This is a genomic window from Clostridium hydrogenum (assembly GCF_021432385.1).
Taxonomy (GTDB): domain Bacteria; phylum Bacillota; class Clostridia; order Clostridiales; family Clostridiaceae; genus Clostridium_S; species Clostridium_S hydrogenum.
In genome coordinates, this window is the sequence record NZ_JAEACT010000002.1 from 1,497,709 (window position 1) to 1,524,167 (window position 26,459).

Here is a 26,459-nt window from a genome sequence, read left to right on the forward strand (position 1 = left end):
ATAATTATTTTCTAACAATTAATGCAGTAATTTTAATGATTTTAGTAATAAGTATTGTTTCTGTACTACGCCGAAATTCCGTATTAAATAATCAATATTAGTTCCATAGTTCATTTTATTTGACAAGAACCATATTTTAGCATACAATAAAACTGAACATTGTTCAGAAACGGAGAAGAATATGAATAAATCAGAATTAGCAAAAGAAAAAATAATTTCGGTTACAATAGATTTAATACAAGAAGCAAATGGAGATGTCACTAAAATAACAACTCGTACAATTGCAAAAAAAGCAGGGGTTGGCATAGGTCTGGTTAATTATCATTTTGAATCTAAGGATAAATTAATTGAAATTTGTGTTCAAAGGATTATAAGCAATGTAATTAAAACCTTTAAACCAGAAATTAAGGAAGAACCAAATCCAATTAGTAGGCTTAAGAAGGTTGCAAAATTAGTTGTAGATTTTTTAATTGAAAATCCTTCAGTTTCTAAAATTTCTATATTGGGAGATATGAATATGCCAAGTATGCTGGACAACACAATGAAAACAGTCATGGGCTTCTCGTTTTCTATAAGGGATTGCAACATAACTAAGGAAGAAAAATTAATGCTGCTGTTTAGTTTAACCTCCATATTGCAGGCAGCATTTTTAAGGAAAGATACTAGTAAAGAAAGCTTGGGTTTTGGTTTTAATGAAAAAGAGGAAAGGGAAGCTTTTATTGATTTTATAATAGATAAATTGTTTGGAGGGAAGTGCTTGGATGAAAATACTTATAATTAATGGTGGAGCAAGAAAGGGTAACACCTGGAAGCTAACTAACCTAGTAAAAGAAAATTTACTATCTATGTCTAGTCAAATAGAATTTACAGAAATTCATTTAAAGGATTTGAATTTGCCATTTTGTACAGGCTGCAGCCTATGCTTTAGGAAGGGACATATTTATTGCCCGCACAACGAAATTATTCAAAAAGTCATGGATAAAATTGAAGAAAGTGATGGCATCATTTTTTCAGCACCTACCTATAATCTTGAAATGCCTGCGCTTACTAAAAACTTTGTAGATCACTTATGCTTTATGCTTCATAGGCCTAGATATTTTAATAAAAAAGGGTTAGTAATTTCAACGACAGGTGGTGTTGGAGCTGCAAATTCGACAAAAAATATGGCAGGAACTATAAAAGCCTTGGGTTTTAATCGATGTTATGTGCTCCCCATAAGTTCAGTTAGCTGGAACAATTATGTACCGACAGAAAAGCATAAAAGAAAAGCAGAATTTGCTGCAAGAAAATTTTATGAAGATACTGCAAGTAAAAAGCTGCATGCACCATCATATCCAATTTTGATACCATATAATTTATTTAGAGGAATGAGCTTTGACTATGTTAAGGGTTCAGAATATGAAACACAAGATGGAATATTTTGGCAGGAAGAAAATAGGCTTAAAAGAGCGTATGCGGCTGGTGTGCCTCTCTCAATATTTAAAAGGCTTTTTGGAAATATGTTTTATTTGCTTGGAAGGATTATGTCTAAACACATGATTGTTACTTATAAAAAATAGTTAAATTAGCACTTGGCGGTGGTCAGGTGTGTTTTTTTTTATTGAAAAAATATTTAACTTACTTGATGTAATATTATTGTTAATTTTTGATAATTTTGTAGTAAAATATAACTATGATGTTAAAAAAGCTCAAAGTAAAATATATTCTATTGGTTTATAGATAGGATGTATAAAAGGTAGTAATACTGTGAACCATTGCTTAGACAATGGACTTGAAGGAGAACTAAATGGACATATACACGAATGTGATTTTAATTAAAAATAGTAAAACAAAAGAGTTTGAAGACAAAACCAAAGAAATTGATTGTTTAAAGTCTTTTGAAGATAAAGTGGACATAGCTTATTCAAATGGAAAAAAGTCGTATAGCTATAATGCTTCTAATGTACAAATATTTAAAGCACCTAGAAAAGTTAGCTTGAAAGATTGTATTGTATATATTTCTGATATTCCAGTAAGAGAAACAGCTGAGGTGCTTGATTTTGGAGAGTACGTTAGGGTAATTGAAGATGGTGGGAAAACGGAAATTCATCATAAATCAGAAGTAAGATATGAAAATTCATGCCTAAAATCAAATAAAACTAAAGCCGCTTTTGAGTATTTAAAAAAATTATCAATGCATGTAGGTGTAATGGAAGATGGAAGAACTTTATTATTTGATCAATATAAGAAAATAGCCAAGCTTAGCTCTGATAGTGTACTTTCTAAATATTTAGAAGGAAAGGATATTAAAAGCCATAAAAATAAAAAAGCTGTAATATTTCCATTCGGGTTTAATATAAGTCAAGAGAAAGCTGTAAATGCAGCACTCCAAAATTCCATAAGTATTATTGAAGGACCTCCTGGAACAGGGAAAACTCAAACTATATTAAATATTATTGCTAATCTTGTTTATAGCGGTAAAAATGTTGGAGTTGTTTCTGGAAATAATTCTGCAACAGCTAATGTTTATGAAAAACTAGAGAAAGATGGATATGGTTTTATTAATGCACTGCTTGGAAGAAATGATAAAAAAGTTGATTTCTTTGAGAATAAGCAAGTTGATTTGCCAGATTTAAGAAACTGGAAATTAGAAACTGAAGAAGAAAAAAGTTTATGCGACAGCTTAAAAAATATGGATAGTACTTTAGATGATCTGCTGGAAAAACAGAATAAAATGGTTAAATTAAAGGAAAAACTTTCGAAATTTAAGCTTGAGCAAAAATATTTTAAAGCTAATTTTAATGAGGAATATATAACTACATCAAGCTATTCAGTTTTTAGAAAGTGGCCAAGCAATTTAATATTAAGTTTTTTGCCTTATTTTGAGAGGATTATGTTAAGAAACAAAAAAATGAATTTACTAATTAAAGCAATACTGTTTGTTGATTATGGAATTTATAAATTTAAGTACATAAGTGAAAAACAAAATATAGTAGTAAATTCACTTAAAAGAGATTATTACAATAGAATTATTGAAGATTTAGAAAAAGAAATAGCAGCTTTAGAAAATGATTTAAAGGGTAAAAGTTATGATGTTCTAATGAAGGAATTTAAAGATGAATCTTCAAAATTATTTAAAGCTTATATTGAAAAAAGGTACTCCAAAGAAAGTAGAAGGAGATATACAATAAAAAGCTTTAAGTACAATTTTAAAAGTTTTATAAAGGATTATCCAATAGTATTAAGTACTACAAACTCAATAATGACATGTATACCAGAAAATTATTTGTTTGATTATTTAATTATTGATGAAGCTTCGCAGGTGGATTTAGTAACCGCATCACTTGCACTTGCCTGCTGCAAAAATGTTGTTATCGTTGGAGATGTAAAGCAGCTGCCGCAAATTGTCCCTTCTGATATAAAGGAAAAAAGTGATGAATTTTTCTACGAGACTAATATTAATGAAGCTTATAATTACAGTGAATACAGCATTATATCATCTTTAATTAAACTCTATAAAGATAAGCTGCCAAGAACCTTATTATGTGAGCATTATAGATGTCATCCTAAGATAATAGGTTTCTGCAATGAAAAGTTTTATGATAATGAGCTTGTAATTATGACTAAAGAAAAAGACAAGGATATTCCTTTAAAAATTTATAAGACAGCTCCGGGTAATCATGCACGTAAAGATAAACTTAATGGCAGCGGCAGTTGGTATAATTTAAGACAGATAGAAGTTATACGAGATGAGATTATTAATGCAAATAAGAATAAGTATGGAGATTGCAGCAGTGTTGGAATTATATGTCCATATAGAAAGCAAGCTGTAGAAGCAAAAAAATACTTTGAAAATTTAAATATAGAAATTGATACTGTACATAAGTTTCAAGGTAGAGAAAAAGATACAATAATATTTTCAACAGTAGTAAATGATATAACTCCATTTGTGGATGATGAGAACTTAATAAATGTGGCAGTATCACGTGCTGTAAAGGAATTTATAATAGTTACATCAAATAAGCTTTTTAAACGCCATGGGAGTAATATTGGTGATTTAATTAGATACATAGAATATAATTCTTTAGAAAATGCTGTGGTTGAAAGCCAAAAGATTTCAGTATTTGATTTGCTATATAGTGAGTATTCTCTGAGACTTTTAAAAATAATGAGTTCAACAAAAAATATCTCTCAGTATAAATCTGAAAACTTAATGTACAGTGTAATAGAAGAAGTACTAAATTATCCTCAGTATGCTTCATTTAAGTGTGTTCTTCACATACCATTAAATTCTATAGTGAAAGATTACACAAAATTTAATAATAAGGAAAAAACATTTATTCAAAATCCGTGGACACATGTGGATTTCCTAATATTTAATAAGCTAGACAAAGAGCCAGTACTTGTTGTAGAAGTTGATGGATACGAATACCATATGAATAGCAGTGAGCAAAGAAGAAGAGATACTGTTAAGGATAGAATATTAAAAGAGATAGATTTGCCTATTTTAAGAGTCGTTACTAATGAGAGTGGAGAAAAGGAAAAGTTAATTGCAATGCTTGATGGGATTATTAAGGTGTCGGGAGAAAGTGATTGGGGAGATTTAAACTAGGAGCATTAAAAAAATAAATTATTTTAAAAATGCCAGTGCCGATTTTAATTGTTACTGGCATTTTTAGTATGTGCTTTTCTTATAATTTATAGTAAAATATACATATAGATATACTGAGAATGGAAGTGAATAATATGCAATTAATGATAAAACAGCGTGTCTTTTCCTTAACAGATACTTATGATGTATATGATGATAGTGAGACACCAAAATATTTTGTAAAAGCTGAGTTTTTTGCACTTGGACATCACATACACGTATATGACAGATATGATAATGAAGTTGGAGTGATTCACCAAAAGCTTTTAACCTTCCTTCCACGATTTGAAATAGAAATAGGTGGCAGAATAGTTGGTTCAATTCAGAAGAAACTTACCTTTTTTAGACCTAGCTATGAGGTGGATTGCAGTGGCTGGAGTGTGGATGGAGATTTTCTTGGTTGGGATTATGATGTTTATAGAGGCTCATCCGTTGTTATGCATATTTCAAAAGAACTTTTACATTGGGGAGATACTTATGTAATGGATTTTCATGATCCAGCAGATGAAATAATGGGCCTGCTGCTTGTAATAGCAATAGATGCAGCAAACTGTTCTGATAAAAAGAAGTAAAGAAAATTTTGATTGGATGTGACTAAATGACAATTTATGTTGATGCGGATGCTTGTCCTGTAGTTCGTATTGTAGAGAAAGTAGCTAAAGAAATGAAAATTCCAGTTACTCTTTTATGTGATACAAACCATGTTTTGCATTCTGATTACAGCGATATTAAGATAATTGGAGCAGGGGCAGATGCTGTTGACTTTGCCCTTGTTAATCTTGCGAGGAAGGGTGATGCAGTAGTAACACAGGATTATGGTGTTGCGGCAATGGCACTTGGAAAGGGTGCATATGCTATTCATCAATCTGGAAAGTGGTACACAAATGACAATATAGATCAGATGTTAATGGAAAGACATTTGGCAAAGAAGGCTAGGAGAGCTTCTTCTAAGAATCACATGAAAGGGCCGAGAAAGAGAACGGCAGAGGATGATGAGAGGTTTGAGGAGAGCTTTAGAAAACTGCTTGTAAGAATTCCAAACTGATGGAAGCTTGTTATACTGAATATCTTCTTATAAAAATCCTTAATTGTAAAGAAAATATTTTATTGACAATATTGCGTACTTGAGGGAAAATATTAGCTGTATTGTTAAATAAATGGGTAAACGTGTAACAATGAATAAATATATAAGATTGTTTGTAAGTTGCTACACAACTATGGTATAAATATATTTTTTACATAAGGGGGAAGAGTATCATGTATGATTTTAATAATCTAATATACTTAAAAGAAGAGGACTGCGTTGGCTGCAATAAATGTGTGGCGGAGTGTCCTGTCATAGGTGCAAATATTGCATACTTAGTAGATGGAAAAAATAGAGTTAAAATTAATGAAGAAAAGTGTATACATTGTGGAGAGTGTATAAAGGTCTGTTCTCATAATGCAAGAGGCTTTAATGATGACACAGAAGAATTTTTTAATGATTTAAAAGCTGGTAAAAAAATATCTATAATAGTTGCTCCAGCCATAAAAGTAGATATAGACAATTATAAAAAGTTATTTGGATATTTTAAATCAATAGGTGTCAATTACATATATGATGTTTCTTTGGGTGCAGATATAACCGTATGGGCATACCTAAAAGCTGCTAAAAATAAGAAATTAAAATCTATTATTTCTCAACCCTGCCCAGCAGTTGTAAATTACATACAAAAATATCAGCCAGAATTAATAGAATACTTAGCGCCAATTCAAAGTCCTATGCTATGTACTGCAATTTATATGAAAAATTACGAAAATATTAAAGATGATATTGCCTTTCTATCGCCTTGCGTAAGCAAATCTGATGAAATTCATGATAAAAATACCTATGGAAATGTAAAATACAATGTAACCTTTAAAAATTTATTTGAGTATTTGAAAAATAATAATATAAATATAGATAGCTTTGAAAGTTGTAATTTTGACGATATTGGCTGCGAACTTGGATTTTTATTTAGCAGACCTGGGGGCCTAAGAGAAAATGTTGAAAGCAGAATTGATGGAGCTTGGATAAGTCAAGTAGAGGGACAACACAATTCTTATAAATACCTAGATCAATTTAAAGAGCGTGCAATAAAAGGTGAGGAAATCCCTTTTATTGTTGATATTTTAAATTGTTCTAATGGCTGCAATTTTGGTACTGCAACTACAAATACTTCAGCTACTACAATGAGCGAAGTTGATAGTATCAACAATAAATTTAATAAATTGAAAAAAATTAAATTAAGTGAAAGAGATAAGTTTTCAATTAAAAAAGGAAAAGATTCTTTATACAAAATGTTTGATAAAAAACTTAAAGTAGAGGATTTTTTAAGACAATACAGCAAAAGTGAAGTTTCTGTCCATATTAATGAACCAACAGCTGAAGAGTATAATGAAATATTTGAAGGTTTAAATAAACATACGGAAAAGGAAAGAAATATAAATTGCTGCGCTTGTGGCTATGGAACTTGCAAGAATATGGCAAAAGCAATTTTTAATGGTTTAAATGTTCCAGACAACTGCATTGATTATAATAGAAAAGAAGTTGAAAATGAGCAGGAAAAATTGGATTCCCAAAAGGAACAAATGCAGTTACTTGAAAAAGTTAATAAATTATCAGAAGAGAGATTAAAAAGCTCTGAGCTCCTAAAGGAAAAGGTAGCACAGATAATTTCCTCTATAGAGCAAGTAACTGCTGGAAATCAGGAAACTACAACAGCGATAAATAAAATTTCTAATGGTATGGAAGAAGTTTTAAATACTTCAAGAGTACTTAGAAATAGTGTTAGTGATATGCAGGAAAAGCTAAATAATTTTTCAAAAGCTTCAGGAGAAATTGTAGATATTGCAAGCCAAACAAATCTTTTAGCATTAAATGCATCCATTGAAGCAGCAAGAGCAGGAGAATTAGGAAAAGGATTTTCTGTAGTAGCAGGTGAGGTTAAAAAATTGGCTTATGAATCAGAAAGAGTAGCATCATCAACTGAAACGGATCAATCGCATATGATTAATTTAGTTACAGATATATTGGGAATTTCTAATAAACTTCAGAAGGATATGCAAACTGTAAATGAATCTGTAGCTAATATTTCTGCTACTATTGAAGAAATAACTGCAAGCAGCGAAGAAATAACCGCTTCGGCAAATAGTCTTTTGAGTGAATCGTAAAGATTTGGGGGAAATTAATAATTAAAATGCACTTGGCAAAATGTCAGGTGCTTTTTTTTGACAAAAAAATAATTTACAATTTAGTAGATTAATAAGATTTTTTTGTAAATTTGTAGTAAAATATAAATATAAAAAATGGTAATAAATATTAAATATTGTAATTATATAGACTTAAAAGGGGGCAAATGCTATGCAATTAAATTTAGAACAAAAAAAGCTAATTCAGTCCAAGCCATCTGGACATACACTTATAAGAGGAGCAGCAGGTTCGGGGAAAACAACAGTTGCTGTAAATAGGGTACCTTTCTTATTGTATAATTATTGTTTGGAAAATAACGATAGGATTTTAATGGTTACATACACAAAAACCCTAGTAAAATATATTAATCATATATATACAAAGCACAAGGAAGAAAATCAGCTTCAATATGGGAACTTGCTTGCAATAGATGATTCAAAAGTTGATATTTATAATTTGCATAAAATAATATTTGAGTACTACAAAAAAAGTAGTAAGAGAAATTATAAACTTGTATCAAATGATTTAAAGCGAAGTACTTTTAACAAGGCAATTGCAGAAATTAAGAAAAAATATACTGATGTTAATGTATTAAGTGTTAATAATTTAAAGTTTCTGATGGATGAAATTGAGTGGATAAAAGCTTGCAATTATATGGAACTTGAAGAATATCAAAACGCAGATAGAATTGGTAGAGCAGCTAAAAGTGGTAATGACGGACCGCAAAAGTTACTTAAAAATTCAAAAACAAGAGAAGCTATATACAATTTAATGGTACTTTACAGTGAAAAAATAAAAAAAGAAGGTTTTATTGATTTTGAAGATATGGCACTTTTGGCATTAGAAGAAGTTGAAAAATCACAAATTCACAAATATACTCATGTAATAGTAGATGAAAGCCAAGATTTGACGAGAGTCCAATTGGAATTTTTAAAATGTCTCCAGCTAAAAAAAGCATATTCTAGCTTCATGTTTGTTATTGATACTGCTCAAAGTATTTATCCACAGGCGTGGCTTGTTAGAGGAAGAAGTTTTACATCATTGGGTTTTGATATGACGGGTAAAAGTAATATACTAGCTAAAAGCTATAGAACTACAACGCAGATATCAAAAGCTGCATACAGCTTAATTGAAAATGATATAAACATAGTTGAAGACGATAATTTTGTAAAACCATCACTTATAGATAAACAGGGTGATTATCCAGTGTATAAAGCTTTTAAAGATGAGATGAAGCAAGGTGAATATATTCTAAAAAGCATAAATAAGCTTCTTAAAACTTATAGCCTAAGAGATATAGCAATAGCTGCAAAAAATAAGAATCAACTTAAGTGGGTGGAAAATTATTTAAATAACAATAAATTGAATTGTACATTAATAGGTGGCAATAATGACGATTTTGATAGTAACAACATAAAACTTCTTACAATGCATTCTATTAAAGGATTGGAATTTAAGGTAGTATTTTTAATTGGTATAAATGAAGGAGTTATTCCGTATATAACTTATTCTGAGGATGAAGGGCAAAGTCTTCAAGAATCCATAGAAAGAAAACTTTTGTACGTTGGGATGACTAGAGCGACAGAAAAGCTCTATTTATGTAGTTCAGGAAAACCATCAAGATTTATCGGTGATATTTATTCTAAATATTTAAGGATAGAAGATGGCTCTAGATTTAGCAGCTTTTATAATATACCTCATGAAAAATATGCATTTCAAGATAAAATATCGGATTTATATTCAAATGAGGAAATTGTAAGACAATGGTTTATAAAAGAGCTTCAGGAAAGCTATGGTTATCCAAAGGAACTTATTGATATAGAGTATCAGGTTAACAGTTTTTCTAAATTAGGTTTTGTTGATGTTTGCGTAAGTATTTATATTAATAATACTAAAGTCCCATATATATTTGCTGAAATAAAAAGGCAGGGCACACTAGATTCAGTAGCATTAAGCCAACTTGAAAGCTACATGAGCAACTGCTCAAAATGTCAATATGGAGTTGTTTCTAATGGAAATGAATGTACCATAATAAACAAGGATTTTGAGGAGGTAGATGATATACCTGAGTTTAATGCTAGCATGCTTCCTCAAAGCGTAGAAAGTAAAAAATATGTTGACTTGAAATGTGGAAAAGAATGTACTATTACAAGCGATTCTGATTTTAGCGGAGAAATAACTATAAATGAAAATAAAATTGATACTCCTTATTTAGAAAATGAACTGCGCTCTATTGATGTTTACAGTGATATAGCAGCTGGACTTCCAATACACATGAATTCTAGAAGTGATAAGAAAATTTTTCTTCCAAAGATTTGGTTTAATGACTTAGATGAGTATTTTGCACTTAGGGTTAAAGGTGACAGTATGATAAAAGCAGATATTAATAACGGAGATATAGTGGTTTTAAAGAAGCAAAACACTGCTGAAAACCGTCAGATTGTTGCAGCTGCGGTTGATAGTGACAATGCTACGCTTAAGAGGCTTTTAAAGATGGGCAGCACAATACTTTTAGTCCCTGAAAACGAGAAGTACGAGCCTATTCAGATAAAAAGTGATGAGGCAAAGATAATGGGGGTTGTTGTGGGAGTGATGAAGGGATAAAGGATTAAGTAAAGAAATGTAGCAATGATTAAAATTTAAGAATGATGGGGAATAATATATGAGCATTATTTTTTTAGGATGAAATAAAGAAAACTCTTTTAATTAATGCTTGTTGTATGTGCTCTGGAAAGTACAGTTTATGTTTTTTTAACCTCCATTTTTTTACTGTTAAAAATATCTAAAATATTATAATATAGTGGTATAATTTTAAATTTTATGCTAAATAAGCAATTAATATAATTACATTAAATATACTTTGTAAGTAGGTGAAATTATGGAAGGTCGATTAGGCGGATGGGTAAAGGTAAATGGCAAAGAAGATATAGATATATTAGGCAAAAAAGTAGTTGATAAATCAATTTTTAGACATGGTACAACGCTTCCTAAAGATGAAATATATAAATATTTTAGAGCTATAAATAGAAAAGAATTAAAAAAAGGTGAGAATGAAGTAGTTATTTTATTAGTTGATGGTAAAGAATTTAAAGCACTATTTAGAAATGTAAAGTCTGATAAAAGAGATGATACATATCAATTCATTTTTAGAAAAGAGATTAAAAACTATATAAAAGAAAAGCTAAATAAAAGTTATAAATACATATTTAAATACAACGAAAATCCAAACATAGAAAAGCCACAGGAGTATATAGAATTTTATAAAACAGATAAACTAAATACTTTTAGAGTTGAACTGATTACTGATGATAATTACAAATTTAATGAAGAGGAAAACGTAGAAAATGTTGTTTTAGAAAAGAATAATAAATTATTAAAAGAGGATTTCTTTAAATATATTGGAACTAAAGAGGAAAGCATAAATAGAAACTATCAGAAATCTTATAAAATACTCCTACTAATAGCATTATTAGAACTTGCAGACTTTGAAGGAAAAGCCGTGTATGAGGAGATTTGTTCTTACATTAAAGATATATATATTGAAAGGTATAAGCAGGGTTTTGCAGCGGAAACTTCTGACTCCGAAATCCAGAGAAGTATAGATAGCTTAAGCTTAAAGATTGTAAGAGATGTAATGAATGAAAATCCGTATGCTGTTATAAGCAAAAAAGGTTATATATTAAAAGAATATGTAGATGAGACTGAATATTTAAGCTTTAACAAAGAACTCTGGGATGAGTTTACTGATGAGGATAAGGAAGAACTTATTGATACATTAAAGTACAAGCTTGAAAGATATTATTTAGAAAAAAATCTTGGGGGAAATGAGATGTCTAAACAATATTATCTTTATAACATTAATCCTAAAAACCCTAAAGTATGGAAGTGTTGTTTGGAAAATAAATGTGCTGTTATAAGTTACATTAATAATTTAGATAGGACAAATGTTATAAATCAAACGCTAAAAACGGCTAGCGAAATTAAAATAGGTTCTAAAATACTGGCATATGCTCCAACTAAACAGATAGTTGCAGTTGGAGATGTAATTAGAGAATATTACGTTGAAGAAGATAAAGATAAATTTGTCTATAATGGGGTGGATATAGACAAAGAAGATAGTACTAGAAGTTTTAATCAAAGAATAGGAGTTAACTGGACTAATATATTAAGTCATCCCTTATACATTGAGGATTTTGATACAAAGATAGAACAAAAATCTAATGTTGAAAAATCTATTAAAGCTTTTAGTGAATTAACTGAAAAAGGTTTTGAGAATGCAGAAGAGATTATTAAAAATATATTATTGGGCAGTTCCTTGGATTTTTCAGATAGCATGGGAGAAATTGCAGCAGTAAATAATAAAGAAACTGATATATTTAAAACAGCGATATCAAAGAAAATTTCAAGTTTAGAAGAAGAATTTGATACTAAAACGGTAATTGAGTTCATTCATAATTACATATCAGCAAAGGGTTATGAATACAGCATTGATATTATAAAAAACCTATATTTATGCTTGAAAACTAAACCATTTGTTATTTTATATGGAATCTCTGGAACAGGGAAAAGTAAACTTATAGGGCTATTTGCAGAGGCAATAGGAGCTTCAAAAGATGATGGAACTTATAATTTAATACCAGTAAGACCAGATTGGTCTGATGCATCGGAATTAATAGGATATAGGAATATAGATGGCGAATTTCAGCCTGGAATATTTATAAATATAATTAGAAATGCTATGAATCATAAAGAAGTGCCTTACTTCGTTTGTTTAGATGAAATGAATTTAGCTAGAGTGGAGTATTACTTTAGCGATATATTATCTATAATGGAAACAAGGGATAAGAAAGCCTTAGAAGTAATTACAGATAAGCTTATAAGAAGAGAACTTTTTGGCGGAGATACAGATGCTGTGGAAGAATATGGAGAGTTGTATATTCCAGAAAATTTGTATATAGTCGGTACAGTAAATATGGATGAGACTACTTTCCCATTCAGTAAAAAGGTATTAGATAGAGCAAATACTATAGAATTTAATGGAATTAACATGGATTATGATTTTGACAGAAAACAAGTAGAAATGAATCCTAAAATTTACTCGAACAAACTTCTTCTTTCAGAATACATAAAAATAGCGGAGTGTAAAGAAAAGAAGGAAATAGCTAAAGAAGTTATAGATGAACTTAAAGAAATAAATATTGTTTTAGAGGAATGCGATATGCAATTTGCCTATAGAGTTAGAGATGAGGTGGTATTTTATGTAATTTATGCAGTGAGTGATGGAATAATGGATTTACATGAAGCCTTAGACTATGCTATAAAGCAAAAGATACTACCTAGAATTAGTGGAAGTAGTAGTGAGACAGAACAATGCTTATTTAAGCTGTTTATAAATTTTTCTAATATAAATACAAGTAATCTTAGTGCTGATTATGTAGAAGAAGAAACCTTAAAGAAAATGGATGACTATATGAAAGATGATAAGAAAAAGCTTAAAGATGTTAGTAGAAAAGAAAGTGTATGTAAATATCCTATATCCTCTGAAAAAATATTAAAAATGCTGTGGAGGTTTAATAAAGATGGATTCACAACCTTTTGGTAATGGAAAAGAAGAACTGATAGTTTTAGAAACAGATAAAATATACTTCACCATAAAAGGCAAAAACAGAAAATTTGAAATAGAGAATGAGGACACGGATAGTAATGGATTTAAAATAACTTATGAAGAAGATAATATAAATTTAATACTGGATACGGAGAAAGCTTATTTCTTTGAATATGAAAATTATGAATTAATCATAGAAAAGAAAGATAAGGATATAGACATAAGCTTTTATCACGCAAATAAGGATATACGAAATAGAATAACTAAAAATAAGAGTGGTAGTTTAAGCGGTATTATAAGCTTTAAGGGAGAAATAGGTTATTCTGATTTAGTAATAAAGGTTAATGGAAAAAATCATTTTATTATGCAAGTAGAAGTATTTCCTACAAAAATAGATTATAGAAAAGATTACATAAATATTTTAAAGGATGTAAACGAAGAAATTTATAATCTAGCCTTTGATTTTCTTAGAAGAACTTATTCTATAAGTGGATTAAGTAAGAATAGGGGAACATCATTAAGTGAATATTACAGTATTTTAAGCTATATATTTGATAAATTAAAAAAATCAATAAATATTATTACAATTATGCCTCATCATTCATTAGTTAATGAAAGGCAAATTGTTCCTTATCATAAGATAAAAAGTGTAACAAGCGAAACTATAAAGTGGTTAGAGAAGAAGCCAGAAAAGATTATTAAAAAAGGGAATAAGCTTCTTCCTGTAGAAGCTTTACAAATTAATAAAAGAGTAACTATTGATACTAATGAAAATAGATTCTTAAAATATATTGTTCAAGGAATCTTATTTAAGCTTATGGAACTTAGAAAAAAATATTTAAAGCTTGGAAGAGATGTAGATAAATCTTTTGTAGAGCAATTAGAAGTTTATATAAAGACAATACAGGGATTTTTAAATACTACATTTTTAAAGGATGTAGGAGAATATGAGTTTAGAGAAAATTCATCTATGGTTTTTAAAATGGCATTAGGTTATAAGGATGTTTACAAATATTATTTGATGCTGCGGAAGGGATTAACCTTAAAAGGAGAAATCTTTAAGCTTAATGTAAAAGATTTGCCGTTGCTATATGAATACTGGTGCTTTATAAAGATAAATGCATTACTTAGAAAGAAATATACATTGATTTCTAATGATACAGTAAAAGTAAAGAACAATGGGATTTTTGTAGCTTTAAAAAAAGGCGAAGAGTCCAAAGTGGTATATGAGAATGCTGAAACTCACGAGAAATTTATGCTTTCTTACAATTTGAAAATGAACTCAGAAACTGTGGGGCAAAAGCCAGACAATGTACTATCTATAGATAAGATTGGTGAAAAGATAAAATATAATTACATATTTGATGCTAAGTATAAGCTAGATAGAGCTATAAAAGACAGCCAGTATGAAAAAAAATCAGGACCCAAGGAAGAGGATATCAACACTATGCATAAGTACAGGGATGCTATAGTTTATGAAAATAAGCAAACAGGAAGATTTGAAAGATGTATAGTTGGTGCATTTGTGCTTTTCCCTTATGGTAATGAAGAAGAGTATTTGGAGCATCCATTATATAAGAGTATTGAAAAAGTGAATATTGGAGGAATACCATTTTTGCCGAGTGCTACTAGGTTGATGGAGGAGTTTTTAGAGGAGCTTATTTGGGAGAAACATACTGATGATTCTGAAAGAGCTTTGTAGCAAGCGGATAAGAAAATTTTATGTAACAATTTGCATTTTAAATGTTGAGTAATAATTTCTATTTATAAATTGAGATATAATGAATATAAAAGATTTTCAAGCAATTAATAACTTATAAAAATGTAACTGTTAAACTGAATTATCGGCGACACCAAACATCTTTTACATCAGCTAAAGTTCTCAATTATGCAAGCTAAGTATATAGGCATAATAGCAGCTTTTCTAATGGAATCAGAAGTTAAGATTATAGCAGAGGATTTTCAACAGTATAAAAGAACTTTTGAAGATTTATTTTTGAATCATAAAATTATAGTGTATGGAAATGAATTTCAGGGACATTCAAAATTTGGAGAAAACCAAGTGCTTTTTATGATAGAGGAAATTGGATTGTGCAATTTCATCTATCGAGAAATGAACTATAAATTAAAACTATTAAAATGGGAGGATACCTATTATAGTAATTTAATTTTATAATGGGGTTAGCAAAAAGATGAGTTATTACGATAAAGAAAATACTGGGGGGCCTATTAATGGTAGGGGTATATTATTTCAGGATTGTGTGTCAATTTTTTATCTATTTAAATATATAGAAGATAACAAATTTATTTCAATGACATTAGAAACGATAAATGATTTTACAATTTTATTTAAGCATACTGAATTGTGTGTTCAGGTTAAAGATTATATGTTTACTCCTAGTAATGTAAAGAAGTTATTGGAATCAACAAAAATAATAGATGGAAAAAAATATTGTTTTGTATCATCAACATGGAATCAAGATTTTAAAAATATAATAAATAAAATTGATGACTACAAAAATGCAAAGAAAGCAGGAAGGAGTTTTAAGGAGATTACAACAATAAAGAAGAATCTAGAAGGATGTCTTGCAAAACATATGATTTCATTTGAACAAATTATTGATGTAAATTTCGATGAAATAACAACGCAGCATCAGGAAGAAACTGCTGAATATAGTATTTTCAAATGGTTACAAGAAAATTCTTATAAAGATATTGATTCAAGACAACTATTTTTAAGAATTTATGCAAAAATTTCTTTAGAAAGACCAATCAGAGGATCAATAAATAAAGAAATAGTAGAATATTTAGTTTCCAAATGTGTTAGCAATGAAAAGATAATAGTTGGTGATGATAAAAATAAAAGAAGTAAAACTGTACATATTTTGCAAAGCCTAGAAAAAGAAAAATTGCAATATACAATTGCAAAAGATAAAATAGATTTGATTATTTTACATATTAAACAGGGGAGTTACCATGAGGCTATAAGCTTAATAAATGAGCTAATATGTTTCAATCATAACTTTATTAAGTATAGAATATGGTTGATGATTCAAAATAAAGACTATCATAAAGCGAAAGAAGAGAGTTATTTATATATTAAAAATTACAGAAATGATTATGATATATTTTTATATTTGGGGTTGATTTATTATAAATTAAAAAAATATGATAAGTCATATAAAAACTTTATTAAAGCAAGTAATGCGTGTAAAACTGGATTGCCTTATGAATTATCATATTATTTAGGACATGTCTGTAAAAAAATACACAAGAGTAAAGAGGAATGCTTAGAATATTATGAATATTGCCTAAAAATGGATGACAGTGATTACAAAGTGCATTATGAGATAAGTGAATTGAAACCATTTGATCAATCAATTACACATTTAAATAAAGCAATAGAATTAAAACATACCTATTCACCAGCTTATCTTTTAAAAGCAAATATTCTAAGAGGTATTGGTAGAATCGATGATGCCTACAGGGAGTACTTGAAATTTTTTTCATTAGGAGATGCGAATATTAATAATGTTGATGCATTAAAGGGAATTTATTTTTGTTTAGTTGATAAAGGTAGAACGGAAGAAAGTATTCCTTATCTTGTTTCTTTTATTGATAACTTTTTTTATATTCATCCTAACATTAATTTAAAAGAAAAGGAAACTATTGTTATGTTAGATTGCACTTGGTATGGTAGCAAGCTGTTAACATGTACAAGAAATGGAAGGAATTTTATTATAAATTCACCTATGGACTCTTTTGTTATTCCAGTTAATGATAAATCAAAAGAAAATACGCAGGTTTTAATAGGAGCTTTTCCAGATAGATTGCTATTTATGGATGAAGAGATGCGTGAAAAAAACTTTAATGAAACTTTAATGCCTATGTTTGCTAAAACTTACTTCAATGATTTTGAGTTTTTAAAGATGAAGAATCAAATACTAAAATTAAATAAACTTTCTTTAAACCACAAATTTACTGAACTAATAGATAATAATAATACATCCTTACTTGAAGAATTATTTCCAAGTTTAGGCGAAAGTAAATGCTTAATTTATACAGAATATATAGTAAGAGATGATACAGTTACAGTAAATATTTTTGACTACCTTTATTTTAAGAAGGTTACAATTAATATTGGAAACTTTCAAATTCAAAATGATTTTGGTAAGGATAATGGAGGTTATTTTGTTTTTCAAAGCAGAATAGATAATATAACATTAAGAGCTTGCATATTATTGTTTTGTAGTAATAAGTCAGAATTGATAGAAATTTCATTCCCTGCTAGTAATATTAAAATTCAGAGATGTTTTAAATAATATTATAAATATATTCAATATTTTATATAGCACTAAATTACAAGTTGTTATTTTTGAATATTTATTCTACTAAATCTTCAATTTATGATAATACAATTTCTTTTGAACAGTATAATTTTGTTGATTGGATACAAGAAAATGTAAAATATTACCATACAAGATTAGTGAAAAAGATTAAACTCATATTCTCAAAAGGAAAAACAGGTATTTGTGAATTTAAGAAACTGTTAAATAATATCTTTGATTTGAAGGATATAAAACAATAAGTGAGGGTTTTTATGAAAAGCACTGCAGAGCAGCTTAGGAAAAGAGGAGTGGCAGATCAATTTGATATCGATGAATTAATGAATTTATCCTACGACGAATTAATTGACGGTATAAATACAAAATTACCAGCAAAAAGAACCGCAGCTATTCGCGTATTATATATGAAATTTGGATGCAGTAATGTAAAGCTTATACAAACACTATTAGAGCGGCTATGTATTGAAAAAAGTTTGTACACAAAGCTTGAAATATGCTCTGTGCTTGAAAAAGGTAATGCTACTGCGGCAAAGCTTATGGTAGAGTATTTGGGCAAAATAGGAAGCAATCAATATAAAAAATTACCTGATAGGGTATCTAAAAAAGTCAGTTATCCATTACCAAGAGATATTATTGCTAGAAGCTTAGCTAGAATGGATAAATCTATTTTTGAGGTGCTTATGGAAGCACTTAGTTCACAAGAAAAATATAAAATATATGAGGTCCTAGATGCCATAGGATTTCTTATTTTCTATAACAGAGAATTGGCAAGTTTAAAAGTATTCAAGAGCATATTAGAAATTTTAAAAGCTTATTCTGATGATTATATAATTGTATGGAAAAGTGTAATGTGTTTTTCTGCGTTTTCATATAAAGAAAGCATTGATACTTTAGAATGGATAAAAAGAACCCATGTAAATAAGATTATAAAAGCTGAGGCAGAAAGATCAATAAAACTAATTATAAATAGAAATGGAAAAGAGGAGTTACAATGAAAGTTTACAACAAATTGGTTCGTGATAAAATACCAGCTGTAATAGAGGCGTCAGGAAAGAAGTTTGATATAAGAAAAGTAAGCAAAGAAGAACATTATAAATTGCTAGAGACAAAACTAAAAGAAGAAGTAAATGAATTTTTAGAAGATAAGAATTTAGAGGAATTAGCAGATGTCATGGAGGTATTATTTGGACTAGCTGAAAATATGGGCTACAGTGAAGAGGATTTGATGAAAAAAAGAGCTAGAAAAAGAGAAGAGCGTGGAGGCTTTAAGGAAGGAATTGTACTAGAAAAAGTATATGAATAAGAATATACCTACAGCTATTAAAAAGTATAAACTCATATTATAGCTGTAGGTATTTTTTATTGCAAAAACAGAACAAATGTTTGCACGAATCTTTTTTAGTTGGTAATAATATTTAATGAAAATGACTGGAAAGAGATGAGTGTAATGGATTATAATAAGATTGAGGATGCAGTTTTGAAAAAGGCAATGGAATTTTTTAAGGATAATGCCGTAAAGTTTTTTGGAATAAATACAAAAATAACTGCACCAGCTGAAACGGAAATTAAAAACATAGATATAAAAACAAATTACACAGACTATTTGTTTTATACTGATGATGGAAATTATCTTCATTTTGAGTTTCAAACCACAGATAAAAGGGATGACATAAAAAGGTTTCTATATTATGATGCTTCTTTATTTTACAAAGAAAAGCGAAAGGTTAGAACAATAGTTATTTATTCAGCAGACATAGAAAATGTAGAGACTAATATTGATGCGGGAAGTATAAAGTATGATATTGAAGCGTTTTTTATGAGGAACTTAGATGGAGATGCTAAATTAAAATATTTAGCAGAAAAAATAAATAATGGTGAACATTTAACCAATGAGGATATTTTAACACTAACGCTAGTACCATTAATGAGCGGTAAAGAGTCCAGAAGTGAAAGGACAATCAAAAGTATAGAATTGGCAGAAAATATATCAGAGGATACTGAAAAATTACAATGTTTATCACTATTGTATGCACTATTTGAAAAGTTTGGAGATAGTTATTCTAAGAAAAAATTTATGGGAGTGATAAGTATGACTGAAATAGGCAGAATGTTAAGAGAAGAAGGAAAAGAGGAAGGCAAGGCAGAAGGTAAGGCAGAAGGCAAGGCAGAAATTCTTATAAAATTACTTGTTAAAAAGTTTACGACTGTTCCAAAGGAATATAGAGATAGTATAAAGAAATTGCCTGAGGAAACTATCGATGTTATTGCAATAGATATCTTTGATTTGAAAGATATAAAAGAATTAGAAAAATATTTTAAGTGAATTATAAAGCAAAGAAACAAGCAGTAAGTTTGAAAGAAAAATAATTATGACATATTGTTGTCATAATTATTTTTTTAAGGTGGTATTAAAATATAGATAAACCAGTTCAACTACCAAAATCAATTTGCATCATAATGTCCAAAAGACGGCACTTTGATACAAATTGATTTTGAAGTTTCAAGTGGTTTATCTTTAATAATAAAAGTTATCATTAAAACTTTTATAAATAAAAATTAAAAGGGGAAAGGAAAGCGATATGAAGTATTATTTAAGAGGCGAGATTGCCAAAATATCTGGCATTAATGTGGAAACACTAAGGTATTATGAAAATAATAAATTGATTCCTATTCCTAAAAGAACTTCAAAAGGATATAGAATTAAAAAATAACTTATAGAATAATTTGACATACGAACATATGTTTGATATACTCCAATATATAGATATATCATTTCAACTATTAAAATTCATGTGCACCAAAATGCCTAGAAGATGGTATTTTGGTACAAATAAATTTTAAGTTTCAAGGTGGTATATCCTTATAAGTATTTTACAAATTGGAGATGGGGATATTGACTACAAAGATGAAGTATGAAAAAATCATAAAAATTGTTCAAGATAAACTTACATGTTCAGCACATAATTTAGATCATGTGTTTAGAGTTTATAATCTTTGTTTATTACTTGCAAAATATGAGAAAGATGTTGATTTAGAAGTTCTTATTCCGGCGTCATTATTACATGATATCGCAAGGGTAGAAGAAAGTGAGGACAAAACAGGCAAAATTGATCATGCTGTTTTAGGAAGTGTTGTTGCGGAAAATATATTAAGAAAATTAGAATATGAAGAAGAACAGATTAAAGCGATAAAGCATTGTATTATAACTCATAGATTTAGAACTGGAAATGAGCCTAAAACAATAGAAGCCAAAATACTCTTTGATGCTGATAAACTTGATGTTATAGGCGCAAGTGGAATTGCTCGCACCTTTATGCTTGCAGGACAATTTGGGCAGAGATTAACAGTAAATGATTCTCTAGATGAATATATTCAAGCTAATACAGTTCAAAATGGAAGACTTAAGGATGTTTCCAAGCATACACCTTTTATTGAATATGAGGTTAAATTTAAAAAGGTTCCTAATAAATTATATACAGAAAAAGCAAAAGAAATTGGTAGAGAAAGACTTGAGTTTATGGACCAATATTTCAATAGATTAAAAGCGGAAATAAAAGGATCAAAATAAAAATTTATAAGTTATACCACAGTTCAACTTTGAATTATGTGGTATTTTTTATTATTGTAGGTATCATAAAAACATACGAACAAATGTTTGCATGAATTTTTCTTAGTTGGAAATAATATTTAATGAAAAACAACTGGAAAGAGATGAGTGTAATGGATTATAATAAGATTGAGGATGCAGTTTTGAAGAAGGCAATGGAATTTTTCAAGGATAATGCTGTGAAGTTTTTTGGAATAAATGCAAAAATAACTGCACCAGCTGAAACGGAAATTAAAAATATAGATATAAAAACAAATTACACGGACTACTTATTCTATACGGAGGATGGAAATTATCTTCATTTTGAGTTTCAAACCACAGATAAAAGGGATGACATAAAAAGATTTCTATATTATGATGCTTCTTTATTTTACAAAGAAAAGCGAAAAGTTAGAACAATAGTTATCTATTCAGCAGACATAGAAAATGTAGAGACTAATATTGATGCTGGAAGTATAAAGTATGGTATTGAGGCATTTTTTATGAAGAACTTAGATGGAGATGCTAAATTAAAATATTTAGCAGAAAAAATAAATAACGGCGAACATTTAACTAATGAGGATATTTTAACATTAACATTGGTACCACTAATGAGCGGTAAAGAGTCAAGAAGTGAAAGAACAATTAAAAGTATAGAATTAGCAGAAAATATATCAGAGGATACGGAAAAATTACAATGTTTATCTCTATTGTATGCACTATTTGAAAAGTTCGGAGATAGCTATTCTAAGAAAAAATTTATGGGAGTGATAAGTATGACCGAAATAGGCAGAATGTTAAGAGAAGAAGGAATAGAAGAGGGAAGAGCTAAGGGAAGAGAAGAAGGGATAGCTGAAGGGAAAGAGGAAGGAAAAGCAGAGGGCAAGGCTGAAATTCTTATAAAATTACTTGTTAAAAAGTTTACCACGGTTCCAAAGGAATATAGAGAGAATATAAAGAAATTGCCTGAGGAAACTATCGATGTTATTGCAATAGACATTTTTGATTTAAAGGATATAAAAGAACTAGAAAAATATTTTAAGTGAATTAGAAAACAAAGAAAAAAGCATTAAGTTTGAATGAAAAATAATTATGGCGTATTGTTGTCATAATTATTTTTTTATAATTAAGGTGATTAAAGATATACCATTGTGAAACTTAAAATTCATTTGTACCAAAATGCCGTCTTTTGGGCATTATGGTGCAAATTAGTTTTAATAGTTGAACTGATATATCTATATAAAAATAAACAAATATTAAATAACATCAAGTTAAATATTGTAAAAAGTATTTAAAGCTAATTTAACTAAAGCTATTACAGTTACTATCGATAAATCTACAGAATTTAATCTTTAATCAGCTTTAATTATATTAATTTGAATAAGGGGTTACCGTACCGAAACTTAAGTTATACATGTTTCAAAATACCATGTTCTGGGCATTATGAGACATGCATAACTTAATAGTTGAGTCGGTAACACTATTAAGCTGATTCTAAATTAAAGTTAAGATAATTAAGTGATTGAAAAGGGGGCTAATAGTAGTTATGGTTAATACAGCAAGAAACAAAACAGAAACTGTAGTTAATAAGAAAGACATCAGCTTAAAGAGGACGTCTTTGACAACTTTTTTATTTATAGGAATTATTCCTCTAGCAGTATTTAGCTTCATATTTTTTATAATAATTAAGAATTCAATTCATAGTAATCAAATTAGCGCAATGAAACAAATTTCAAGTATGGCTACAGAGAACGTTGACAAGTGGGGTGACGATAATATATTACTGGCAGAGGATTTAGCTGGGTCACAAGTAGTTGGCAGTGGAAATTTGAGCGATATTCAAACTGAGTTTAAAGCTAAATTAGCAGGGGATACCAGTATACTAAACATAATGTATGCAGATATTCAAGGAAATGTATTAACCGATGGACTAGGCTCTATAAATTTAAACATTAAAGATCAATCATATTTTAATGAAGCAATTAAAGGAAATACATATGTAAGTAATGTATTTATTGATAAAAACTCTAATAATCCTATTATTGTATTTGCTGCACCAGTAAAAAAAGATAATCATGTCATTGGAACAATTGTAAATGAAATGAATGTATCAAGCATAGATTCAGTTATAGGAAATATTTTCTTTGCGAAGCATGGAGTGATATATACTTTTGATAGAAAAGGAAATATTACATTTAATCCTGATAAAACAAAGATTATGAAAGAAAATATTATAGATAGCGGTTCTGATGGACTAAAAAAATCCGCTGAAAGTGCACTTAGAGGAAATATGAATAGTTCAACCTATAGTATAAAAGGACAATCGGAAGAAGCTGTTTACAACTATATTCCATCCTTAGGCTGGGGAACAATGACTACAATTCCAACTAGCGAACTTTATGCAGGGTTTATTTATGTGTTAGAAATAGCTGTACCTCTTTTTATAATTTTAGTAGCAGGTATTATTGTTATAGCTTGGAAGAATGCAGAAAAACTTGTAACACCTATAGCTGAACTTAACATTTTAACTAAAAAGGTTGCTGATGGGGATTTGACGGTTAAAGCTGATATTAATGGGGCTAAGGAAATTGTTGAAATAGGAAATAGCTTCAATGCAATGATAAGTTCATTAAAGAATTTGACATCGGATATATATATAAAGAATGATTATTTAAAAGAAGCATCAGAAAATTTAGATAGTATTTCAAGTTCTACGGAGGACGTTAGTAAAGATATATCTAAAGCCATGGAAGAGGTTGCAGTTGGTGCTACTTCCCAAGCTAATAAAATGGAAGAAGTATTAGTTAATGTACAAGATTTAGATACAAAAATGGATGAATTAAGTATTAAAATAATAGAAATAAGTAATGCTTTAAAAAATTCAGAAGAGGCGTTAGATAGAGGACAAAATGATATTAAATCTTTAGAAGCTAGTACAAATAGGCAGCAGTCTATAGTTAAAGAAACGGTAAAAGAAGTAAATGAATTAGAAACTTCTGTAGTAAATGTAGATAAAATAATAGGTACTATTGGAGATATAGCGGCTCAAACAAATTTACTTGCACTAAACGCATCTATAGAAGCAGCAAGAGCTGGCGAAAGTGGAAAAGGATTTGCAGTTGTAGCAGGAGAAGTTGGAAAACTGGCTAATGAATCACAAACTGCCGCTAATGAAATTTCAACAATACTAAAAGATATAAGGAGCAAGACTAATAATACTACAAATTTAATGAATTCTTTAGTTGAAGCTATGAAATTACAATCAGAAACAGTAACAAAAACAATAAATTTGTTTAGTGACATTACTTTTGCAGATAAGAGTATTACGGAAAATATACAAACCTTTAATAAGTTAATAGAATATATCAGTACTTTTAGCAATAATGTTTTGGAAGTTGTTGAGACCTTATCAAGTATATCAGAGCAATGTGCAGCAGCAACAGAAGAAGTTACAGCCTCCACACAGGATCAATTAACTATGGTGGAAAAATTAAGAAAATCAAGCATTGGAATTGGAACTATAGTTAAGGAACTGGAAGCAAATATAGAAAAATTTAAGATTGATGAGGAGATACAATAATGAAGAGAATATTATATATTATATTTTTAGTTGTTCTTGTTGTGTCTATGCTGTCAGGTTGTGGATATACAAATACTAGCAATACTGGAGTTGTAAATATTTCTTTATTAAATTCAAAACCTGAAATTCAAGTGGCATTAGAAGCTGCAGCTAAAAAATTTTCTAAAGAAAACCCAGGAATAAATATAAAAATAGTTAAATATAGTCAAGCAGAGACCTATTACGATAAATTAAATTCTATGTATGCCTGTGGAAATGCCCCAACTATGACACTAATTGATCCAAACAATATTAAAAATATTCAGGATAACCTAGCAGATTTATCAAAAGAAACTTGGGTTAAAGATATTTCAGGTGGAGCTACGGATATATCAAAGAATAGTAGTGAAAAAATTGTAGCCTTCCCATTTGCCTTAGAGGGCATTGGACTAATATACAATAAAAAAGTTATATCTGAAGCTGGTATTGATGTTAGTAAAATTAATACAACCAAGAGTTTAGAGGAAGCCTTTAAAAAAGTAGAATCTACAGGAAAAAAAGGCATAGTAATAACTAATGAAACCTGGTCTTTAGGAGATCATTTTCTATCAACAGCATACTCTGCTCAGGCAAAAGACGCAAAAAGTATAAATAAGTATATTGATAGCATTAAAGCAGGAAGTACACAATTAAAAAATGATGCTAAAATAAATGGACTTTTAGATACTTTTGATGTAATGAAAAATTATAATATATACAAAGGCAATCCTCTTTCGCCATCTTATAATAAATGTGCAGAAATAATTGGAAAAGGGGATGTTGGATTTTGGTATATGGGAAACTGGGCATCAAGTGAAATTTTAGACAATAGTAATGGAAATAAAGATTTTGGATTTATTCCTTTGCCAATAAGTAACAATAGCTCAGATTACGGAAATAGTGAAATTACTGCAGGTGTAACAAAGTATATAGTTGTAGACAAAAAGGATAACTCAACTGAACAACAGGAAGCTGCAAAGAAATTTTTAAATTGGATGGTCTATAGTACATCTGGTCAAGATTTTATGGTAAATAAGGCAGGAGTTATTACTGTATTTAAAAACAACAAGTTAAAGCAAACAGATCCCTTAGCGAAATCTATAGTTGATTATGAGTCAAAGGGAAAAGTAATGCAGCTGATTAATTGTTATTTGCCTACAGATAATTCAGCTAATGTAGGTGTTGCCTTAAAGAAATATCTTGCTGGAGAAATTGATAGAAATACTCTTATAGATACAATTCAAACCTATTGGCAAAATCATAAATAACTTGGTATAAAGACATGGTGCATTTGTATCATGTCTTTTGTTAACGTGACTTCGATAGAAGTGCATCGAAGTTTCATGGGGCTCGATGCCCACTGAAATCTTATTATGCAAAATTATAAGTATTTTTTTATTTATATCGTAGCAAAATAACATAGAATTAGTAAATTTGAGTTCTACTATTTCTTGTTGTATATCTAAAATGTTTATTTTCAATA

At 29.1% G+C, this 26,459-nt stretch carries 21 protein-coding genes; all 21 read left to right on the plus strand.

Annotated features, from left to right (window positions below; translation table 11 throughout):
• Positions 1-181: 181 nt before the first annotated feature.
• The 21 genes from CUEA01_RS06670 (at position 182) to CUEA01_RS06765 (ending at position 26,244) form a co-directional block, all read left to right on the plus strand.
• Entirely contained in the window at positions 182-781 is a 600-nt protein-coding gene (locus CUEA01_RS06670; RefSeq protein WP_234120378.1) for a TetR/AcrR family transcriptional regulator, read from the plus strand.
• Entirely contained in the window at positions 762-1,559 is a 798-nt protein-coding gene (locus tag CUEA01_RS06675) for a flavodoxin family protein (RefSeq protein ID WP_234120380.1), read from the plus strand. Before CUEA01_RS06670 ends, CUEA01_RS06675 begins: the two co-directional genes overlap by 20 nt.
• 28 nt (positions 1,560-1,587) lie before the next feature.
• Positions 1,588-1,719 carry a hypothetical protein gene (locus CUEA01_RS24890; protein WP_268906144.1) on the plus strand — a complete coding sequence of 44 codons (132 nt, stop codon included), beginning with the start codon at positions 1,588-1,590 and terminating at the stop codon, positions 1,717-1,719.
• Between the two features lie 67 nt (positions 1,720-1,786).
• A complete protein-coding gene (locus tag CUEA01_RS06680; RefSeq protein ID WP_234120382.1) occupies positions 1,787-4,591 on the plus strand; it encodes an AAA domain-containing protein in 2,805 nt (934 codons plus the stop codon).
• Between the two features lie 119 nt (positions 4,592-4,710).
• The gene (locus CUEA01_RS06685) at positions 4,711-5,202 is read left to right on the plus strand and encodes an LURP-one-related/scramblase family protein (RefSeq protein ID WP_268906145.1); all 492 of its coding nucleotides are present in this window, start codon (positions 4,711-4,713) and stop codon (positions 5,200-5,202) included.
• 26 nt (positions 5,203-5,228) lie between these two features.
• Positions 5,229-5,675 carry a YaiI/YqxD family protein gene (locus CUEA01_RS06690; protein ID WP_234120397.1) on the plus strand — a complete coding sequence of 149 codons (447 nt, stop codon included), beginning with the start codon at positions 5,229-5,231 and terminating at the stop codon, positions 5,673-5,675.
• A 212-nt stretch (positions 5,676-5,887) separates the two neighbouring features.
• Positions 5,888-7,822 (plus strand): [Fe-Fe] hydrogenase large subunit C-terminal domain-containing protein, encoded by a 1,935-nt coding sequence (locus tag CUEA01_RS06695; RefSeq protein WP_234120399.1) that lies wholly within the window; start codon positions 5,888-5,890, stop codon positions 7,820-7,822.
• A 190-nt stretch (positions 7,823-8,012) separates the two neighbouring features.
• Positions 8,013-10,445, plus strand: coding sequence for a S24 family peptidase (locus tag CUEA01_RS06700; protein WP_234120402.1), 2,433 nt, complete (start codon positions 8,013-8,015; stop codon positions 10,443-10,445).
• Positions 10,446-10,719: 274 nt separating this feature from the next.
• Positions 10,720-13,443, plus strand: a complete 2,724-nt coding sequence (locus tag CUEA01_RS06705; protein WP_234120404.1) for an McrB family protein — start codon at positions 10,720-10,722, stop codon at positions 13,441-13,443.
• On the plus strand, positions 13,421-15,148 hold the full coding sequence (locus CUEA01_RS06710) for a restriction endonuclease-like protein (RefSeq protein ID WP_234120406.1): 1,728 nt from the start codon (positions 13,421-13,423) through the stop codon (positions 15,146-15,148). Before CUEA01_RS06705 ends, CUEA01_RS06710 begins: the two co-directional genes overlap by 23 nt.
• Positions 15,149-15,334: 186 nt before the next feature.
• Positions 15,335-15,622 (plus strand): hypothetical protein, encoded by a 288-nt coding sequence (locus CUEA01_RS06715; RefSeq protein WP_234120408.1) that lies wholly within the window; start codon positions 15,335-15,337, stop codon positions 15,620-15,622.
• 16 nt (positions 15,623-15,638) lie between these two features.
• Positions 15,639-17,768, plus strand: coding sequence for a tetratricopeptide repeat protein (locus CUEA01_RS06720; protein ID WP_234120410.1), 2,130 nt, complete (start codon positions 15,639-15,641; stop codon positions 17,766-17,768).
• Positions 17,769-17,821: 53 nt separating this feature from the next.
• A complete protein-coding gene (locus tag CUEA01_RS06725) occupies positions 17,822-18,034 on the plus strand; it encodes a hypothetical protein (protein WP_234120412.1) in 213 nt (70 codons plus the stop codon).
• A 12-nt stretch (positions 18,035-18,046) separates the two neighbouring features.
• Complete coding sequence (locus tag CUEA01_RS06730; protein ID WP_234120420.1) at positions 18,047-18,787, plus strand: hypothetical protein; 741 nt, start codon at positions 18,047-18,049, stop codon at positions 18,785-18,787.
• Positions 18,784-19,095: a nucleoside triphosphate pyrophosphohydrolase gene (locus CUEA01_RS06735; RefSeq protein WP_234120422.1), complete on the plus strand. Its 312-nt coding sequence runs from the start codon at positions 18,784-18,786 to the stop codon at positions 19,093-19,095. Before CUEA01_RS06730 ends, CUEA01_RS06735 begins: the two co-directional genes overlap by 4 nt.
• Before the next feature lie 144 nt (positions 19,096-19,239).
• The gene (locus CUEA01_RS06740) at positions 19,240-20,115 is read left to right on the plus strand and encodes a DUF4351 domain-containing protein (protein WP_234120424.1); all 876 of its coding nucleotides are present in this window, start codon (positions 19,240-19,242) and stop codon (positions 20,113-20,115) included.
• A 256-nt stretch (positions 20,116-20,371) separates the two neighbouring features.
• Positions 20,372-20,503, plus strand: coding sequence for a MerR family DNA-binding transcriptional regulator (locus tag CUEA01_RS06745; protein ID WP_234120425.1), 132 nt, complete (start codon positions 20,372-20,374; stop codon positions 20,501-20,503).
• Positions 20,504-20,676: 173 nt separating this feature from the next.
• Positions 20,677-21,360 (plus strand): HD domain-containing protein, encoded by a 684-nt coding sequence (locus CUEA01_RS06750; RefSeq protein WP_407929234.1) that lies wholly within the window; start codon positions 20,677-20,679, stop codon positions 21,358-21,360.
• A gap of 122 nt (positions 21,361-21,482) precedes the next feature.
• On the plus strand, positions 21,483-22,424 hold the full coding sequence (locus tag CUEA01_RS06755; RefSeq protein WP_234120434.1) for a DUF4351 domain-containing protein: 942 nt from the start codon (positions 21,483-21,485) through the stop codon (positions 22,422-22,424).
• A gap of 500 nt (positions 22,425-22,924) precedes the next feature.
• Entirely contained in the window at positions 22,925-24,958 is a 2,034-nt protein-coding gene (locus CUEA01_RS06760; RefSeq protein ID WP_234120437.1) for a methyl-accepting chemotaxis protein, read from the plus strand.
• A complete protein-coding gene (locus tag CUEA01_RS06765) occupies positions 24,958-26,244 on the plus strand; it encodes an ABC transporter substrate-binding protein (RefSeq protein ID WP_234120439.1) in 1,287 nt (428 codons plus the stop codon). Before CUEA01_RS06760 ends, CUEA01_RS06765 begins: the two co-directional genes overlap by 1 nt.
• Positions 26,245-26,459: the final 215 nt, after the last annotated feature.

Coding starts and splice junctions, on each gene's coding strand:
- CUEA01_RS06670 (WP_234120378.1), top strand. CDS start 182: ATGAATAAATCAGAATTAGCAAAAGAAAAAATAATTTCGGTTACAATA.
- CUEA01_RS06675 (WP_234120380.1), top strand. CDS start 762: ATGAAAATACTTATAATTAATGGTGGAGCAAGAAAGGGTAACACCTGG.
- CUEA01_RS06680 (WP_234120382.1), top strand. CDS start 1,787: ATGGACATATACACGAATGTGATTTTAATTAAAAATAGTAAAACAAAA.
- CUEA01_RS06685 (WP_268906145.1), top strand. CDS start 4,711: ATGGAAGTGAATAATATGCAATTAATGATAAAACAGCGTGTCTTTTCC.
- CUEA01_RS06690 (WP_234120397.1), top strand. CDS start 5,229: ATGACAATTTATGTTGATGCGGATGCTTGTCCTGTAGTTCGTATTGTA.
- CUEA01_RS06695 (WP_234120399.1), top strand. CDS start 5,888: ATGTATGATTTTAATAATCTAATATACTTAAAAGAAGAGGACTGCGTT.
- CUEA01_RS06700 (WP_234120402.1), top strand. CDS start 8,013: ATGCAATTAAATTTAGAACAAAAAAAGCTAATTCAGTCCAAGCCATCT.
- CUEA01_RS06705 (WP_234120404.1), top strand. CDS start 10,720: ATGGAAGGTCGATTAGGCGGATGGGTAAAGGTAAATGGCAAAGAAGAT.
- CUEA01_RS06710 (WP_234120406.1), top strand. CDS start 13,421: ATGGATTCACAACCTTTTGGTAATGGAAAAGAAGAACTGATAGTTTTA.
- CUEA01_RS06715 (WP_234120408.1), top strand. CDS start 15,335: ATGCAAGCTAAGTATATAGGCATAATAGCAGCTTTTCTAATGGAATCA.
- CUEA01_RS06720 (WP_234120410.1), top strand. CDS start 15,639: ATGAGTTATTACGATAAAGAAAATACTGGGGGGCCTATTAATGGTAGG.
- CUEA01_RS06730 (WP_234120420.1), top strand. CDS start 18,047: ATGAAAAGCACTGCAGAGCAGCTTAGGAAAAGAGGAGTGGCAGATCAA.
- CUEA01_RS06735 (WP_234120422.1), top strand. CDS start 18,784: ATGAAAGTTTACAACAAATTGGTTCGTGATAAAATACCAGCTGTAATA.
- CUEA01_RS06740 (WP_234120424.1), top strand. CDS start 19,240: ATGGATTATAATAAGATTGAGGATGCAGTTTTGAAAAAGGCAATGGAA.
- CUEA01_RS06745 (WP_234120425.1), top strand. CDS start 20,372: ATGAAGTATTATTTAAGAGGCGAGATTGCCAAAATATCTGGCATTAAT.
- CUEA01_RS06750 (WP_407929234.1), top strand. CDS start 20,677: ATGGGGATATTGACTACAAAGATGAAGTATGAAAAAATCATAAAAATT.
- CUEA01_RS06755 (WP_234120434.1), top strand. CDS start 21,483: ATGAAAAACAACTGGAAAGAGATGAGTGTAATGGATTATAATAAGATT.
- CUEA01_RS06760 (WP_234120437.1), top strand. CDS start 22,925: ATGGTTAATACAGCAAGAAACAAAACAGAAACTGTAGTTAATAAGAAA.
- CUEA01_RS06765 (WP_234120439.1), top strand. CDS start 24,958: ATGAAGAGAATATTATATATTATATTTTTAGTTGTTCTTGTTGTGTCT.